Consider the following 12,015-nt stretch of genomic DNA (forward strand, 5'->3'; position numbering starts at 1 on the left):
GATCCGTCCATCCGGACCAGCCAGTCGAAAGCACCCGAATGTCATTCTCCATCGCCCGTCTCGCCCTTCTCGCCGCGCTCCTGCCAGCCGCCGCGGGGGCCCAGACGCTCTACTTCTCCGCAATCCCCGACGAAGACGACACCGCCCTGTCGGAGCGCTTCTCCAAGGTCGCGGAGTATCTCGAGGACGAGCTCGGCACCGATGTCGAATTCGTCCCGGTGAAGAGCTATCCGGCCGCCGTGACGGCCTTCCGCAACGATCAGGTCCAGCTCGCGTGGTTCGGCGGGCTCTCGGGGGTCCAGGCGCGGCGCCTGACCGACGGCGCAAAGGCGATCGCGCAGGGCGTCGAGGATGAGGCGTTCGTGACGTACTTCATCGCCAATTCGGAAACCGGCATCGAGCCGTCCGAGGAGTTCCCGGCCGACGCGCTCGAGGGGCTCACCTTCACGTTCGGCGCCAAGACCTCGACCTCCGGGCGGCTGATGCCGGAATACTGGATCCGGCAGGAAACGGGCGAGGCCCCGGACGAATTCTTCTCCCGTGTCGGCTATTCGGGCGATCACTCGCAGACCCTCCGCCTCGTCGCCTCGGGCGCATGGCAGGTCGGCGCGCTGAACTTCTCCGTCTACGACAAGGCGGTGACGGACGAGGCCCCCGAGGTGGAGGACGCGCGCATCATCTGGCAGACGCCGCCCTACCCCGACTACAACTGGACGATCCGGGGCGATGTGGATGCCCGCTTCGGCGAGGGCTTCACGGACCGCGTGCAGGAGGCGCTCCTGTCGATGGACGACCCGGACCTCCTCGCGTCCTTCCCGCGCTCGGGCTTCATCCCGGCGACGAACGACGACTACGCTCCGATCGAGGAGACCGGCGACGCGCTCGGCCTTCTGAGATGACGGCGCCGCTGCTGGACCGGGAGAGCGTCGGCTACGGTTCGGCAGCGGTTCTCTCGAGCGTGAGCTTTTCGCTCGCGCCGGGGGACCGTGTTGTGCTCCTGGGCCGCAGCGGCTCCGGCAAGACCACGCTTCTGGGCGCGATCCGGGAGCGTCTCGAGCGCGCGGGCTCTCGCGTCGCCCTCGTGCCGCAGGAGGCCGGGCTGGTGCCGACGCTGTCGGTTCTGCGCAATGCGCTCATGGGCCGGCTCGACGATCACGGCACGCTCTACAACCTCACCAACCTCGTCCGTCCCCGCGCCCGCGACCGCACCGCCGTTGCGGACATCCTGGAGCCGCTTGGCCTTGTCCCCGAGATCGACAGGGCGGTGGAGCGGCTTTCGGGGGGGCAGAAGCAGCGCACCGCGCTCGCCCGCGCCTTCTTCCGCGGCGGGGCGTACCTCATCGGAGACGAACCCGTCTCCGCGCTCGACGAACGCCAGGGCGCCGAGGTGCTGGACGAGATCGGCCGGCGGTTCGAGACCTCGGTCCTCGCGCTCCACGATGTGGCGCTGGCACGCAGCTTCGCGACCCGGATCGTCGGGCTGAAAGGTGGTCAGGTGATGCTCGATGGCGCGCCGGAGAGCCTGTCCGAGGCCGAGATCGGGGCGCTCTATGCGCTCTGAAGGCTGGCCGCGGGGGCGGGTCGTCACCGGCTTTGCCGCGCTCGCCCTCCTTCTCTTGCCCTTCGCGGACCTGACGCTGGCCGGCCACGATCCATGGGATGCCCTTGCGCGGATGGGCTCGGGCTTCCTCCGTCCCGACTTCACCGCCATCGAGGAGATCGGCCGCGCCATCGCGCTTACCATCGCCTTCGCGGTTGCCGGTGTTGCCGCGGGCGCGGGCACGGGCCTGCTCATGGCGCCGTTCTACGAACGGAGACCGGTTCGCGGGATCTGCGTGGCGGTCCGCTCGGTGCACGAATTGTTCTGGGCCCTCCTGCTCATGCAGGTACTGGGCCTCTCGCCGATGACCGGCGTTCTTGCCATCGCCCTGCCCTATGCCGGGATCTTCGCGAAGGTCTTCTCGGATTACCTCGGAGACGTGGATCCGCGCCCCGCCCGCGCCCTCGGGCCAGGGACCGGCGCCGCCTCCCGCTTTCTCTACGCCACTGCCCCCCTCGCCCTGCCCCAGATGTGGACCTACACGCTCTACCGCTTCGAATGCGGCATGCGCTCCAGCGCGGTTCTCGGCTTCATCGGACTGCCGACCCTCGGCTTCCAACTCGACAGCTTCTTCAGGCTCGGCGAGTACGGGGCAGCGAGCGCGATCCTTCTTTGTTACATCGGGCTGATCGCGACGATCCGGATCTGGATGCGCTGGAAGATCGCGGCACTCTGGCTTCTGGCCTGCCTCACTCTTCTGCTGAGCCTCAGCTCTCCGCCGATGGGATCGGGCGCGTTGATGCGGTTCCTGACGGAGGACATCGTGCCGGCCCCGATCCGGGACGGCGGCGCGCTCTGGCCGTGGCTTTCGGAGATCATCTGGTCGGAGGCGCTCCCGGGGATCCTCGCGACCCTCGTCGTCGCGCAGATCGCCCTCGTCCTCGCCGGCCTCGTCGCCGCGCTCGGTGCGCCCGCCATCGTCACGCGCGTGGCGGGGCGCTTCGGACGGTATCTCGGCCATATCCTTCTCGTGACGCTCCGGTCCGTCCCGGACTACATGCTGGCCTACCTCTTCCTGCAGGTCTTCGGCCCGTCCATGCTGCCCGCAATCCTAGCGCTCGGCCTCCATAACGGCGCGATCATCGCGCATCTCGTGGGCCGCCAGGGGGAGGACATCTCGGCGGAGCTGAGGCCCGACGCCCCGCGGGGCCTCACGCTCTGGGGCTGGGACCTCGCTCCGAGGCTCTTCGCTCCCTATCTCGCGCTCTGTCTCTACCGCTGGGAGATCATCGCGCGGGATTCGGCGGTGATGGGCCTTCTCGGCGTCGCGACCTTGGGCTTCTGGATCGACAGCGCGGTTGCGGAGTTCCGGCTCGACGCGGCGATCGTGCTGCTTCTCGCCTCGCTTGCGATGACCGCTGGCATCGACATCATCTCCCGACGTCTCCGACGGCATCTGGGTGGCACCACGCCTGCCATCAGCCGCCGCCTCGAGGCCGGCGATTGCGCGATCTGATCCCGAAAAGCGTCGCTTGAGGGCGCGGCATGGTCGCAAATTCAGCCGACTGGCCTTGCAGGGAGTGGAAGAACAGGCAAAACGACGCGGGCGCAGCTGCCACCGATCCCAGGAGTGACCTGTCATGGCCGACGAAGAAGATGATCTCGTTCTGTCGGAGCTGCCGGATGAGGAACTCGTCCCTCAGATGATGGACGACCTCTACGACGGCATGAAGGAGGAAATCGAGGAGGGGGTGAACATCCTTCTCGAACGCGGCTGGACGCCCTACCGCATCCTGACCGAGGCGCTCGTCTCCGGCATGACCATCGTCGGCAAGGATTTCCGTGACGGAATCCTGTTCGTCCCCGAAGTGCTGCTCGCGGCCAATGCGATGAAGGGCGGGATGACCATCCTCAAACCCCTCCTCGTCGAGACCGGTGCGCCGCGGATGGGAAAGATGGTGATCGGCACGGTGAAGGGCGACATCCACGACATCGGAAAGAACCTCGTCTCGATGATGATGGAGGGCGCGGGCTTCGAGGTCGTCGATCTCGGGATCAACAACGCGGTCGAGGCCTATCTTGAGGCGCTGGAGGCGGAGAAGCCGGACATCCTCGGCATGTCCGCCCTGCTGACGACGACGATGCCCTACATGAAGGTCGTGATCGACACGATGAGCGAGCAGGGCATCCGGGACGACTACATCGTGCTCGTGGGCGGCGCCCCGCTGAACGAGGAGTTCGGCAAGGCCATCGGCGCGGACGCCTACTGCCGGGATGCGGCCGTCGCCGTCGAGATGGCCAAGTCGCTGGTCGCCCGGAAGCATAACCAGCCGAATGCCTAGAATTTGACGCGAAGGGCGGAGGACGATCCGCCCTTCGCCCCTTTTCTTGCGCGGCGAGGGCCCCACATGGGCGGTGACGTTACCCCAGACAGATTCGGGACCAGCACACCCATGCCGACGCATGTCTTCTTCACGCTGCTCGGCAGCGTCTTCATTGCCGCCGGCGCTACGGTCTGGCTGATCTCCGAAATGCCGGGGCTTGCCGCCATCCTCCTGCCGCTCACCCTCGCCCTCACCGCCGGGGTCTGGACCGTACGGCGCAGGCGGTAGGCCATCGCCTTGGCCCTCCCCGACGACGATACGCTCACGCAAAGCGGAATGCCCCCCGGGGGCAATGGGCGTGTCCTCGTCGTCGCCTGCGGGGCACTGGCGCGGGAGATCCTTGCCGTGACCCGGCAGAGAGGCCTGGGCCACCTCGACGTCACCTGCCTGCCCGCGATCCTGCACAATAGGCCGGAAAAGATCCCGGCCGCCGTGGAGGCCGCGGTGACGGAGCGCGGCGGCGATTATACGTCCGTCTTCGTGGCCTATGCGGATTGCGGCACGGGCGGCGCGCTTGCAGCCACCTGCGCACGGCTCGGGGTCTCGATGATCGAGGGGCCGCATTGCTACAGCTTCTTCGAGGGAAACGCGGCCTTCGCGGCGCATGGCGAAGGCACCGCGTTCTACCTGACCGATTTCCTCGCCCGGCAGTTCGACGCCTTCGTCTGGCGCCCGCTCGGGCTCGACCGGCATCCCGAGCTGCTCCCGATGTATTTCGGCAATTACGAGACGCTCGTCCACCAGGTGCAGGCGGAGGATCCCGACACGGAGGCCCGCGCGCGACGCGCCGCCGAGCTGCTCGGCCTGCGCTACGAGAAGCGCTTCACCGGGTACGGCGAACTGGAGACGGCGCTCGCCGCCCTGTGAGGCGTGCCGGCAGGGTTCAGGCCGCGGCGGTCCGGGCGGACAGCTGCCGGATGCGCTCGACCATCGCGCGAAGTCCATTGGAGCGCTGCGCGGAGAGATGATCGTTGAGGCCGAGCCGACCCATCTCGGCCCCGGCATCCACCTTGCCCACATCGCCGGCAGACAGTCCCGAATAGAGCGCCTGAAGGATCGCGATCAGGCCACGGACGATCATCGCATCGCTGTCGCCGTGAAACCGGAAGACGGCGGAGGGCCCCTGCCCCTCGATCTGCGGCACGAGCCAGACCTGGGAGGCGCATCCATCCACCTTGGTCGCCGGGATGCGCTCTGCCTCCGGCAGCGGATCCATCGCCTTGCCGATCTCGATCACGTGGCGGTAGCGCTCTTCCCAATCATCCAGAAACTCGAAGGTCTCGACGATCTCCTCGAACTGAGGCTGTGCCATTGAAATTACGCTCCCTGCTGCGACATGCCCGACCTAGTCGCCGGCGCCGGAGGCGTCCAGTGCATCGGCCGGGTTTTCAAGTCCGGGTCGATCGGCTACGCAGAGCGGCAAACGGGACGGGGACGGATGATGAAGGCGACGATGCTGGCCGCGCTGGCCGCTGTGACGGTTCTTTCTAGCTGCGGCACGGTGCGCGAGAGCCGCCTCAACCCGTTGAACTGGTTCGGCGGCGGACGGTCCCAACCGGTGCTCGTCGAGGACGGCGATATCGCCGCCCCGGTCGATCGCAGGGGCCTCGTCGATCAGGTCGTAGAAATTTCGGTGGACCGTGCACCCGGCGGCGCCATCGTGTCCGCCGTCGGTCTTCCCCCGTCCCAAGGCTTCTGGTCAGCCGACCTCGTTCCTGCGAACGCGGAAATTGACGGCGATGCCATCCCGACGGGCGGTGCCATCGTTCTCGATTTCAGAGTATTCCCGCCCGCCGAGCCGAAGCCGGCGGGCACCCAGCCCTCTCGCGAACTGACCGCCGGTCTGTTCCTGACCGACCAGACCCTCGCGGGTGCGCGTCAGATCATCGTCCGCGGCGCGCGCAACCAGATCACCTCGTCGCGCTGACGCGAAAGGAGCCTGGTCCGCGCGGTATCGGGCGGCGTCAGTGCCGGCGCCGCGCCCGCTGGAACAGTTTCCAGACGGCGAACAACTTGATCAGCTTGCGCATGGCGGTATCCTTCCTGTGGGTGCTGGAAGGCTGAACGCGTCCCGGCCCGGATAGGTTCGCCTCAAAGGGTCAGAGTTCGACGATCCGCACCGAGGAGCCTTTGGCGGACAGGGCGATCTCGCCCGCGCAGAGGCGCATTGCATCCGTTCCAAAGACCTCGCCGCGCCACCCTTTCAGGGCCGGGCCATTCCGCTCGCCGGCGGCGATGGCGTCGAGCTCGGAGGACGTGGCAATGAGTTTCTGGGCAACGCCCTCCTGCTCCGCCTTCGCCTTGAGAAGGACCCTCAGGAGGTCCGCCAGCGCCGGGTTCACCTCCTTGCGGTCCTTGTCCTGCGGCGCTTTGGGCCAGGCGTCCTGCGGCATCTCGAGACCGGCAGCGACGGCCGCGAGGATGCCCTCGGCGATCGGCCCCTTGCGCGCCTCGCGCAGGACCATCCGGCTGCGGGACAGATCCTCGAGGGACCGCGGCTTGGTCGAGGCCAGTTCCAGGAGCGCATCGTCCTTCAGGACGCGGTTGCGCGGGATGTCCCGCTCCTGCGCGTAGCTCTCGCGGAACTCGGCCAGCGTCTTGACGATAGCGAGGAACTTGCCGGAGCTCGTCCGGGTCTTCACCCTGCGCCAGGCCTCCGACGGTTCGACCATGTAGGTCGCCGGCGTCGTCAGGACCTCCAGCTCCTCGCCGAGCCATGCCGTGCGGCCGGACTTCTGCAGCTCGGCGGCGAGATGCTCGTAGATCACCCGAAGGTGCGTCACGTCGGCGATGGCATAGGTCTTCTGCGCATCGCTCAGAGGGCGGCGGGACCAGTCGGTGAAGCGGGACGTCTTGTCGACGGTCCCGCGCGCGATGCGCTTCACCAGCGTCTCGTAGCCCACCTGCTCCCCGAACCCGCAGACCATGGCGGCGACCTGGGTATCGAAAAGCGGCTCGGGGATGACACCGCCATCGTGCCAGAAGATCTCCAGATCCTGCCGCGCGGCATGGAAGACCTTCACCACACTTTGGTCACGGAAGAGCTCGTAGAGCGGCTCGAGCGACAGCGCCTCTCCGCCAGCGATGGGATCGACCAGCACGGCCTCCCCCTCGCCCGGTAGCGCGATCTGCACGAGGCACAGTTTGGAATAGTACGTCCGTTCACGCAGGAACTCGGTATCCACCGTGACGTACTCGCCCTTCGTTGCCCGCGCGCAGAACTCGGCCAGTGTCTCGGTGTCGGTAATCGTGCGCATCGGGCCTCCGGTATTTCGCGGTCGCGGACGAATGAATGCCGCGCCGGGCTCAGTTCTTGAGCATAAAAGGGTGCGGAAACAAGCTTTGGTGTAACATAAAGGTGCAGATCGCGCGATTTTCGCGGCGCCACGATGGATGTTTCTCTAAAAAGTCCCCAAAGAGACGCAAAGGCCTGCTTTAAAAGCAGACACGCACGCTTCGGAAGCGCGCAAGTTCGTATTTTGGAGACGTATGTCATGTCGGACGTTACACTCTACCTCACCGGTGACCAGATCGGCACCTACGGCTGGGCCAACTCTGGCGGAAACGGCGACGACATGAAGGTCGAGCTGGACGGCGTGAAGACACTCGGCGGCCCCACGGACGTTTTCCGCATCGTGGTAAAGCAGACCAATGGTGGGTCCGAGTTCTCCAACAGTCAGTTCGTCGAGATCTACGCTTATCCCGACGAGGGCGAAAATCCGAAGCCGCTCTTCAACCACCTAAATCCTCAGAACGACCGTTTTCAGGGCCGCGCCTCCTCCAACGATCACCAGATCTTCGACAGCGGCGGGCAGAAGGTCGTGTTCGACGTGAACGGCGTGAGCGAAGGCAAGATGACCTACGGGCCGGGCTACGAACCGCCGCGCCACGAGAAGATGCCCTTCGAGTCCTTCTACTCGGAGCCGCCCGACAGCTTCCCCTGCTTTGCCGCCGGAACCCTGATCGATACGCCGGACGGCCCCCGCCGGGTCGAGACGCTCGCCATCGGCGATCTGGTGACCACGCGGGACAACGGCGCGCAGCCGGTCCTATGGGCCGGATCCAGGCGCGTGACGGGGCGCGGCAAGCTTGCCCCGGTTCTGATCGAGGCAGGTGCGCTCGGAAACGCCCGCGCTCTCGTCGTCTCCGCTCAGCACCGGATCCTTATGAGCGATGCGCGTGCGCCGCTGCTGTTCGACGACGGCGAAGTCCTCGTTCCTGCCCTCGCCCTGGTGAACGGCACCACGATCCGGCGTATCTCCGTTCCGGACATCACCTATTGCCACATCGCGCTCGAGAATCACGAGATCCTGAGCGCGGAGGGCATCGCCTGCGAGAGCCTGCTCCTTGGCGAAACGGGGATCGGGTCCCTGGCGCCGGCCGCACGGGCAGAGCTGGCCGCGATCTTCCCGGAACTGACCAAGGCGCATCCCCGCGTCCCGGCGCCGGCGCGGCCGCTGCTGCGTCCGTGGGAAGCGGAATTGCTGCGCGAAGAGTAACGTCTCGGGAGGGGGCGGCGGTACGGGCTTCGGCCGAGCCGCCACTACCGTTCGTTTGGTCGGGCCTTGCCAGCGTGACGGCACAGCGGCGGATCCGTAGGGCGGGACTATCTCAGAGCAGGACGGGCGTTCGGTCCCCGGCGGCAAAGCGGCGCAGCACGGCGGGATAGAGCCGGTGCTCGGCAGACAGGACACGCGCGGCCAGCGCCTCGGGCGTGTCGCCCGGAACGATCGGGACGCGGGCCTGCCCGAGAATCGGACCGCCGTCGAGCTCGGACGTGACCTCGTGAACGGAGCAGCCCCCCTCCTCATCCCCCGCCTCGATGGCGCGGGCGTGGGTGTGCAGGCCCCGGTACTTCGGCAAAAGCGACGGGTGGATATTCAGCATCCGGCCTTCCCACCGCGCGACGAACCCGTCCGTCAGGATCCGCATGAACCCCGCGAGGCAGAGGATATCCGGCTGGTGCGCCTTGAGCCGACGAGTCAGCTCGGCCTCGAAGGCCGGGCGGTCGCCGCGATACTTTCGGTGGTCGACCGCGTCCACGGCGAGGCCCCGCTCGGCCGCCCGGGCCAGCCCGCCGGCGCCGGGATCGTTCGAGATGACGCAGACAGGCCGGGCCGGATGATCGCCCTTTGCCATGTCGTCCAGGAGGGCGAGCATGTTGGAGCCGCCGCCCGAGATCAGGATGGCGACGGACTTCACGCCGCGCTCCAACCGCCCCGGTAGGAGACGCCCTCTCCGCTCGTCACGCGGCCGATGCGGACCGGCGACGCGCCTTCGGCCTCCAGCAGATCCGTCAAGGCGTCCGCGCGATCCCGGGCGACGCTGAGGACCATGCCGACGCCGCAATTGAACGTCCGCAGCATTTCCGATTGCGCGATGCCGCCGGCATCCCTCAGCCAGCCGAAGACTGGCGGGAGGGACCACGCGCCGAGATCCACCTCGGCGCCGCAGCCTTCGGGCAGGATGCGCGGCAGGTTCTCGGTCAGTCCGCCGCCGGTGATATGCGCCAGTCCGTGGACGCCGCCCGCCCGCAGGGCCGAGAGGCAAGGCGCAACGTAGAGCGTGGTGGGCGCAAGGAGGGCCTCGCCGAGCGTGCCGTCCGAGAAGGGCGAGGCGTCATTCCAGACGAGATTCGCCCGCTCCGCCACGCGGCGTACCAGGGAGAAGCCGTTGGAGTGAACGCCGGACGACGGCAGTCCGATCAGGACATCCCCTTCTGCGACGCCGTCCGGCAGGGCCGTGCCCCGCTCCATCGCGCCCACGGCGAAGCCCGCGAGATCGAAATCGCCCTTGGCGTAGAGCCCCGGCATCTCCGCCGTCTCACCGCCGATGAGAGCGCAACCGGCCTCGCCACACGCCCGCGCAATCCCGTCCACGAGCCGGCCCGCCTCCTCGACGTCGAGCGCGCCGGTCGCGAAGTAATCGAGAAAGAAGAGAGGTTCGGCGCCCTGGCAGACCAGATCGTTGACGCACATCGCGACGAGGTCCTGCCCCAGATCGTCGATCCGGCCGGTATCGATCCCGATCCGCAGCTTCGTTCCGACACCGTCCGTCGCCGCAACGAGAATGGGGTCCTCGTAGCCCGCTGCCTTCAGATCGAAAAGCCCGCCGAAGCCGCCGAGGCCGGCCATCACGCCGGCGCGCCGGGTGGCCTTCGCGCCCGGCTTGATCCGCTCCACCAAGGCATTGCCGGCGGCGATATCCACCCCGGCCCCGGCATAGGTCAGCCCGGTTTCGTCAGACATGGCAGGTCTCCCTCGTGGCCTGCCCGGGCGAATAGCCGCTTTGCAAGGGGGGATCAACGCGGCTTGACCGGCCCCTTCAACCTGATAATCGGGATGGTGCGGCGGGCCTGTAGCTCAACGGTTAGAGCAGAGCGCTCATAACGCTTTGGTTGCAGGTTCGAATCCTGCCGGGCCTACCGCTGCCTTCCCTGCCGTTGTTCCGGCGGGTACATCTCTGCCAAACACGACACTTCGGCGGGTTTCCTACGGGTCATTACGTTCCATCATCTTGCGGGCCACGCCTTTCCAATGGCTTAGAGGACTCGATCCAGCTAGTTCTACACGAGGTCGCTGATCCTCCTATTGTTCAAATAGCATTAGCTGCGGCCACGACATGAGTGTCGGCCGATCAAGCCGTTTGACCGTACCGCAAAACCAGATCGCGTTGCGTGGTTACCTTGAATCTGCCCGCAGTCGGAGACGGCGAGCAACTAATCTTTGCCGGCGACGCCATAGTCCCCCGGCCGCCTTCAGAAAGTGGACATTCAGCAGGTTACCAAGGTCGGCACCCATTGGGACGACACGAAAGGGCGGAGAGCGGACGTTCGCTGCGGTGGCGAAGGCATCCCGGCCGCACCGGAGATGCGGACATTCAGCCCGGAACCCAGGCCAGTATGCGCTCAGTAGACGTGAAGGGCGGGGAGCTGCCATTCGCTGCAGTCGGCGCGAATTGACCGCTCTACGTTGCCATTGTTTATATACTCTCGGCTCGCTTTGCCTCACCTTGATACGCCGACAGAGCGTTCGATGCAGGGCCGTCGCAACTATCGGCGCGTACGATAACCGGACGAGCGGCGAAAAAACCTCACATCCGAGTCCATGTCTGGAACCACACCGAGACGCGGCCGCTTTTGGTCTCGAGCACGTTGTCGATCGCCGAGTCCACGGAACGTCGTAGTGGACGGCAGGCACGTGTCGTTTTGCTCGCGAGAGGTTCGAGAATGTCCAATACCCTGAAATGCCCACGTTGCGGGGGTTCAACCGATCCCACGATCGCTCTGTGTCCCCGTTCCAGCGCAGATATCGGCATCCGCTAACCCTTCCCCTGCGGAAGGGGCAGCTTTGCGACCTTCCGCCCAAGGCGCAACAGCCGCTTGTCCGACGCGATTGCTCTGAACTTCTGGCGATCCCCAAGAAAGGAAATTCCATGTTCCGAAATTACCGTTCCGACGATCGACGCGACCACGATCCCTCCACGCTCTGGATCGCAACCGGTATCGGCGCCCTGCTGGGCGTCGCGGCATTTTCCATCTATCAGGCCCAGACCCGGAACAGCGTCGCCTACCGCCCCGACGACGATGCCCCCCTGCGGGTTTCGCGCAGGCAGGACAGTCGCCTGACCGTGACCGGGCGCACGGTGACGATCGACCGGCCTCGCAGCGAACTCTACGCCTTCTGGCGCGATTTCTCGAACCTGCCGCAGGTGATGGAGAACGTCCGCGACGTCACCGGGGGCGCCGACCTCAGCGAATGGACGATCGAAGGCCCCGCCGGGCGCGACGTCACACTCGTCACAACCGTGACGGAGGATCTCGAGGGCGAGCGTATCGCGTGGGAATCGACGTACGAGTCCGAGATCGAACACCACGGATACGTGGCCTTCCGCGACGCTCCCGCCGGACGGGGCACCGAAGTGACGTTGGAACTGGCATATGCCGCGCCGGGTGGCACGCTGGGCCGCTGGGTTGCGAAGGCTCTGCAGGCCGAACCACACCTTCAGGCCCGCCGAGATCTGAAACGGCTGAAGATGCTGATGGAAACAGGCGAGATCGCCACGAACTCCAATCGCCGCGACGCGGCCTGA

The 12,015-nt window shown here is 66.6% G+C and carries 13 protein-coding genes and 1 tRNA gene; 10 read left to right on the forward strand and 4 right to left on the reverse strand.

The window, feature by feature from the left end:
• Positions 1 to 38: 38 nt before the first annotated feature.
• The 6 genes from RM543_RS15730 to RM543_RS15755 all read left to right on the forward strand — a co-directional run bounded on the left by RM543_RS15730 (position 39) and on the right by RM543_RS15755 (position 4,791).
• Positions 39 to 899 (forward strand): putative selenate ABC transporter substrate-binding protein, encoded by an 861-nt coding sequence (locus RM543_RS15730; protein ID WP_311693273.1) that lies wholly within the window; start codon positions 39 to 41, stop codon positions 897 to 899.
• Entirely contained in the window at positions 896 to 1,561 is a 666-nt protein-coding gene (locus RM543_RS15735; RefSeq protein ID WP_311693275.1) for an ATP-binding cassette domain-containing protein, read from the forward strand. Before RM543_RS15730 ends, RM543_RS15735 begins: the two co-directional genes overlap by 4 nt.
• Positions 1,551 to 3,056 (forward strand): PhnE/PtxC family ABC transporter permease, encoded by a 1,506-nt coding sequence (locus tag RM543_RS15740; protein WP_311693277.1) that lies wholly within the window; start codon positions 1,551 to 1,553, stop codon positions 3,054 to 3,056. The genes RM543_RS15735 and RM543_RS15740 overlap by 11 nt, the downstream gene beginning before the upstream one ends.
• A gap of 124 nt (positions 3,057 to 3,180) precedes the next feature.
• A complete protein-coding gene (locus RM543_RS15745; RefSeq protein WP_311693279.1) occupies positions 3,181 to 3,882 on the forward strand; it encodes a corrinoid protein in 702 nt (233 codons plus the stop codon).
• 111 nt (positions 3,883 to 3,993) lie between these two features.
• Positions 3,994 to 4,152, forward strand: a complete 159-nt coding sequence (locus tag RM543_RS15750; RefSeq protein WP_311693281.1) for a hypothetical protein — start codon at positions 3,994 to 3,996, stop codon at positions 4,150 to 4,152.
• A gap of 48 nt (positions 4,153 to 4,200) precedes the next feature.
• On the forward strand, positions 4,201 to 4,791 hold the full coding sequence (locus RM543_RS15755; protein ID WP_311693388.1) for a DUF1638 domain-containing protein: 591 nt from the start codon (positions 4,201 to 4,203) through the stop codon (positions 4,789 to 4,791).
• Between the two features lie 16 nt (positions 4,792 to 4,807).
• On the opposite strand, the gene RM543_RS15760 is transcribed toward RM543_RS15755, so the two are convergent.
• Positions 4,808 to 5,236, reverse strand: a complete 429-nt coding sequence (locus RM543_RS15760; RefSeq protein ID WP_311693283.1) for a SufE family protein — start codon at positions 5,234 to 5,236, stop codon at positions 4,808 to 4,810.
• A 24-nt stretch (positions 5,237 to 5,260) separates the two neighbouring features.
• Between RM543_RS15760 and RM543_RS15765 the strand changes: the two genes are divergently transcribed.
• The gene (locus RM543_RS15765; RefSeq protein WP_311693285.1) at positions 5,261 to 5,851 is read left to right on the forward strand and encodes a hypothetical protein; all 591 of its coding nucleotides are present in this window, start codon (positions 5,261 to 5,263) and stop codon (positions 5,849 to 5,851) included.
• Positions 5,852 to 6,023: 172 nt separating this feature from the next.
• On the opposite strand, the gene rnd is transcribed toward RM543_RS15765, so the two are convergent.
• Complete coding sequence (rnd, locus tag RM543_RS15770) at positions 6,024 to 7,181, reverse strand: ribonuclease D (protein WP_311693287.1); 1,158 nt, start codon at positions 7,179 to 7,181, stop codon at positions 6,024 to 6,026.
• A gap of 237 nt (positions 7,182 to 7,418) precedes the next feature.
• Between rnd and RM543_RS15775 the strand changes: the two genes are divergently transcribed.
• On the forward strand, positions 7,419 to 8,423 hold the full coding sequence (locus RM543_RS15775; protein WP_311693289.1) for a Hint domain-containing protein: 1,005 nt from the start codon (positions 7,419 to 7,421) through the stop codon (positions 8,421 to 8,423).
• Positions 8,424 to 8,535: 112 nt separating this feature from the next.
• On the opposite strand, the gene purN is transcribed toward RM543_RS15775, so the two are convergent.
• Positions 8,536 to 9,126, reverse strand: a complete 591-nt coding sequence (gene purN / locus RM543_RS15780) for a phosphoribosylglycinamide formyltransferase (protein WP_311693291.1) — start codon at positions 9,124 to 9,126, stop codon at positions 8,536 to 8,538.
• The gene (gene purM, locus RM543_RS15785; RefSeq protein WP_311693293.1) at positions 9,123 to 10,172 is read right to left on the reverse strand and encodes a phosphoribosylformylglycinamidine cyclo-ligase; all 1,050 of its coding nucleotides are present in this window, start codon (positions 10,170 to 10,172) and stop codon (positions 9,123 to 9,125) included. The genes purN and purM overlap by 4 nt, the downstream gene beginning before the upstream one ends.
• Before the next feature lie 103 nt (positions 10,173 to 10,275).
• On the opposite strand from purM, the gene RM543_RS15790 reads away from it, so the two are divergent.
• Both RM543_RS15790 and RM543_RS15795 read left to right on the forward strand, forming a co-directional pair.
• Positions 10,276 to 10,348 (forward strand) — tRNA-Ile (locus RM543_RS15790).
• Positions 10,349 to 11,358: 1,010 nt separating this feature from the next.
• Positions 11,359 to 12,015, forward strand: coding sequence for an SRPBCC family protein (locus RM543_RS15795; RefSeq protein WP_311693295.1), 657 nt, complete (start codon positions 11,359 to 11,361; stop codon positions 12,013 to 12,015).

The sequence above is a fragment of the Tropicimonas omnivorans genome, assembly GCF_031846565.1.
GTDB lineage: Bacteria > Pseudomonadota > Alphaproteobacteria > Rhodobacterales > Rhodobacteraceae > Tropicimonas_B > Tropicimonas_B omnivorans.

What these genes read in the sequence shown, in the direction of transcription:
- RM543_RS15735 (WP_311693275.1), top strand. Translation starts at nt 896, where the DNA reads ATGACGGCGCCGCTGCTGGACCGGGAGAGCGTCGGCTACGGTTCGGCA.
- RM543_RS15755 (WP_311693388.1), top strand. Translation starts at nt 4,201, where the DNA reads ATGCCCCCCGGGGGCAATGGGCGTGTCCTCGTCGTCGCCTGCGGGGCA.
- RM543_RS15750 (WP_311693281.1), top strand. Translation starts at nt 3,994, where the DNA reads ATGCCGACGCATGTCTTCTTCACGCTGCTCGGCAGCGTCTTCATTGCC.
- RM543_RS15745 (WP_311693279.1), top strand. Translation starts at nt 3,181, where the DNA reads ATGGCCGACGAAGAAGATGATCTCGTTCTGTCGGAGCTGCCGGATGAG.
- rnd (WP_311693287.1), bottom strand. Translation starts at nt 7,181, where the DNA reads ATGCGCACGATTACCGACACCGAGACACTGGCCGAGTTCTGCGCGCGG.
- RM543_RS15795 (WP_311693295.1), top strand. Translation starts at nt 11,359, where the DNA reads ATGTTCCGAAATTACCGTTCCGACGATCGACGCGACCACGATCCCTCC.
- RM543_RS15730 (WP_311693273.1), top strand. Translation starts at nt 39, where the DNA reads ATGTCATTCTCCATCGCCCGTCTCGCCCTTCTCGCCGCGCTCCTGCCA.
- RM543_RS15775 (WP_311693289.1), top strand. Translation starts at nt 7,419, where the DNA reads ATGTCGGACGTTACACTCTACCTCACCGGTGACCAGATCGGCACCTAC.
- purM (WP_311693293.1), bottom strand. Translation starts at nt 10,172, where the DNA reads ATGTCTGACGAAACCGGGCTGACCTATGCCGGGGCCGGGGTGGATATC.
- RM543_RS15740 (WP_311693277.1), top strand. Translation starts at nt 1,551, where the DNA reads ATGCGCTCTGAAGGCTGGCCGCGGGGGCGGGTCGTCACCGGCTTTGCC.
- RM543_RS15760 (WP_311693283.1), bottom strand. Translation starts at nt 5,236, where the DNA reads ATGGCACAGCCTCAGTTCGAGGAGATCGTCGAGACCTTCGAGTTTCTG.
- RM543_RS15765 (WP_311693285.1), top strand. Translation starts at nt 5,261, where the DNA reads ATGCCCGACCTAGTCGCCGGCGCCGGAGGCGTCCAGTGCATCGGCCGG.